This is a genomic window from Nonomuraea sp. NPDC001684, assembly GCF_053596515.1.
The window spans coordinates 1-2653 of record NZ_JBSFGJ010000761.1; the positions used below are offsets into that span (position 1 = coordinate 1).

4 protein-coding genes are annotated in these 2653 nt (G+C 74.3%); 1 reads left to right on the forward strand and 3 read right to left on the reverse strand.

All coding sequences use genetic code 11. The features are described from left to right. Positions 1–449, reverse strand: a 449-nt coding sequence (locus ACWCSD_RS51290; RefSeq protein ID WP_449926960.1) for an LLM class flavin-dependent oxidoreductase, incomplete at its 3' end; no start/stop codon positions are given. A 93-nt stretch (positions 450–542) separates the two neighbouring features. On the opposite strand from ACWCSD_RS51290, the gene ACWCSD_RS51295 reads away from it, so the two are divergent. Further along, positions 543–1430, forward strand: a complete 888-nt coding sequence (locus ACWCSD_RS51295; RefSeq protein ID WP_397162167.1) for an endonuclease/exonuclease/phosphatase family protein — start codon at positions 543–545, stop codon at positions 1428–1430. Here ACWCSD_RS51295 and ACWCSD_RS51300 read toward each other — a convergent pair. Both ACWCSD_RS51300 and ACWCSD_RS51305 read right to left on the reverse strand, forming a co-directional pair. Continuing rightward, complete coding sequence (locus ACWCSD_RS51300; protein WP_352353663.1) at positions 1427–1978, reverse strand: nucleotidyltransferase family protein; 552 nt, start codon at positions 1976–1978, stop codon at positions 1427–1429. The genes ACWCSD_RS51295 and ACWCSD_RS51300 overlap by 4 nt on opposite strands. Next, positions 1978–2653 (reverse strand): XdhC family protein (locus ACWCSD_RS51305; protein ID WP_449926963.1); only part of this gene is annotated, 676 nt, incomplete at its 5' end. The genes ACWCSD_RS51300 and ACWCSD_RS51305, both read right to left, overlap by 1 nt.

Consider the following 2653-nt stretch of genomic DNA (forward strand, 5'->3'; position numbering starts at 1 on the left):
CCCAGGCCGGTGCCCTCCCCGGCGGGCAGCGGCACCTGGTAGTTGCGGCCGGCGTGCTCCAGCCGCTCGCGCCGCCACACCTTGCGGCAGATCTCGATGACCTCCCGGGTGCGCCCGATCGGCGCGGTGTACGGCACCCCGTGGAAGCCCTCGATGACCTGCGGCCCCGACGTGCCGATGCCCAGCGTGAAGCGCCCGTCGGAGACGAAGTCCATGCCCGCGGCGGTCATGGCCAGCAACGTCGGCGTGCGGGAGTAGATCGGCAGGATGCCCGAGGCGATCTGCACCCGCTCGGTCTTGGCCGCGATGTACCCCATCTGGCTGACGGCGTCGAAGCTGTACGCCTCGGCCACGAAGACGATGTCGAGGCCCGCCTTCTCGTAGTCGGCCAGCTCGGCGACCGTCTCCTTGAAACCGCCCGAGTAGTTGAGTGCCATACCGATGCGCATGCCGGGCTCCCGATGAACCGAATGTTGTTCCGTTGCGACGTCAACAGGTTAGCGTGTCGGCGTGTCGCGCGGCGAAGCACTAGCCTGGTTCGGGTGCTGAGCCGGGTCGTCGTCGTCGCCTCCGCAGTGGTCGCCCTGGCCCTGGCGGGTCATTCGCTGATCCCGTCGCTCGGCGGCTTCACGCCGGTCCTGGAGAGCCTGCTCCCCTGGTTGGGGGTGGCGGTGCCGCTGCTGCTGCTCCTCGCCCTGCTGGCGCGGTCCAGGGCGGCCGCGCTCGCGGCGCTGGCGCCCGGCCTGGTGTGGGCGGCGATGTTCGGCTCCACTCTGCTGGCCGCGCCGCCCGGCGGCCCCAGCGACCTGGCCGTCGGCACGGTCAACGTCGGCGTGCGCAACAGCGCCTCCGGCGAGGCGGTCAAGGCCATCGCCGAGGGGCTCGACCTGCTGGCCGCCCAGGAGCTGACCCCCGGCGGGCCCGCGGCCAAGCAGCTCAACAAGATGTTCCGCTACCACTACCCGGTCAGCACGGTCGGCCTGTGGAGCCGCTACCCGATCAGCGAGACCAGCCCGCTCGACGTCGGCATGGGCTGGCCGCGGGCGCTGCGCGCGGTGGTGACCACGCCCAAGGGCAAGGTCACCGTCTACGTCATGCACCTGGCCTCGGCCAGGCCCGGCCACACCGCCTCCCGCGACGCCTCCCTGGCGCACGCCCGCCGGCTCGTCGACGGCGACCCCAGCAAGCGCGTCCTGCTGCTCGGCGACCTCAACACCGCCACCACCGACCGCGGCATGCGCGGCCTGACCCCGCCGCTGACCGACGCCCAGAGCGTGGCCGGCGACGGGTTCGGGTTCACCTGGCCGGCCGAGTTCCCGATCACCCGGCCCGACCACATCCTGTTCAGGGGCATGACGGCGACCAAGGCGGGGGTCGCCCCGGCGACCGGCAGCGACCACCGCGCGGCGATCGCCTCGCTGCGCTTCTAGCGGCCCTCCAGCAGCTCCAGGTCCTGCGGCGTGTCGATGTCGGCGGGGTCGCCGTGCTCGTCGCAGGCGACCTCGGTGACCAGCCCGGGATGCGCCTTCATGAACGCCCGCGCCCCCACGTCGCCCACCGCCAGCTCCGCCACCCCGGCGAAGTGCTCGCGCGCGATCAGCACCGGGTTCGCCCGCCGTCCGCCGTACGTGGCCACCGCCAGCCCGGCCCCCGACGCGGCCAGCGCCCGCACCGCGCCCGCCCGGACGAGGGGCTGGTCCACCAGCGCGACCACCACGGCCGTCGCCTCCGGCGGCAGCGCGGCCAGCCCGGCCCGCAGCGAGGAGCCCATGCCGGTGCGCCAGTCCGGGTTGCGCACGCTGACCGCCCCGCGCACCTGCACGGTCGCCGCGCCCAGCACGACCACCACCGGACGGCAGCCGCCCTCCGCCAGCAGCCGCACCCCGCGGTCGACCAGCCGTTCGCCGCCGAACTCCACGAGCGCCTTGGGCGTGCCCAGCCGGGCGCCCTCCCCCGCGGCGAGCAGCAGCCCGGCGATCACGCCGGCTCCCCGTGGATGCGCCCGCCCGTCTGCGACAGCGGCCGGCCCGAGCCGCCCCACCGGAGCTGGATCAGCTCGGCGGCGATCGACACGGCCGTCTCCTCCGGCGTGCGGGCGCCCAGGTCGAGGCCGATGGGCGATCTCAGCCGGGCCAGCTCGGCCTCGGTGAGCCCCGACTCGCGCAGGCGGGCCAGCCGGTCCTCGTGCGTGCGGCGCGAGCCCATGGCCCCGATGTAGCCCGCCTCGGTCCGCAGCGCCACCTCCAGCAGCGGCACGTCGAACTTGGGGTCGTGGGTCAGCACGCAGATCACCGTGCGCTCGTCCACCCGCACCGAGGCCAGGTAGTCGTGCGGCCACTTGACCACCACCTCGTCGGCCTCGGGGAAGCGCTTGGCGGTGGCGAAGACCGGCCGGGCGTCGCAGACGGTGACGTGGTAGCCGAGGAACTTGCCCACCTTGGCGACGGCCGCGGCGAAGTCGATCGCGCCGAAGACCAGCATGCGCGGCGGCGGCGCGAACGACTGGACGAACACCGACAGGTCGTCCAGCCGCCGCTCGCCGTGCCCGCCGTAGTGCCGGATGCCGGGTACGAGCCGCTCTCGGCCGGGTCGGCGCGCTGTTCGAGCTCGGCGGCCGCCTGCCCCTCGTAGGTGACGGCGTCCCGGATGCCGA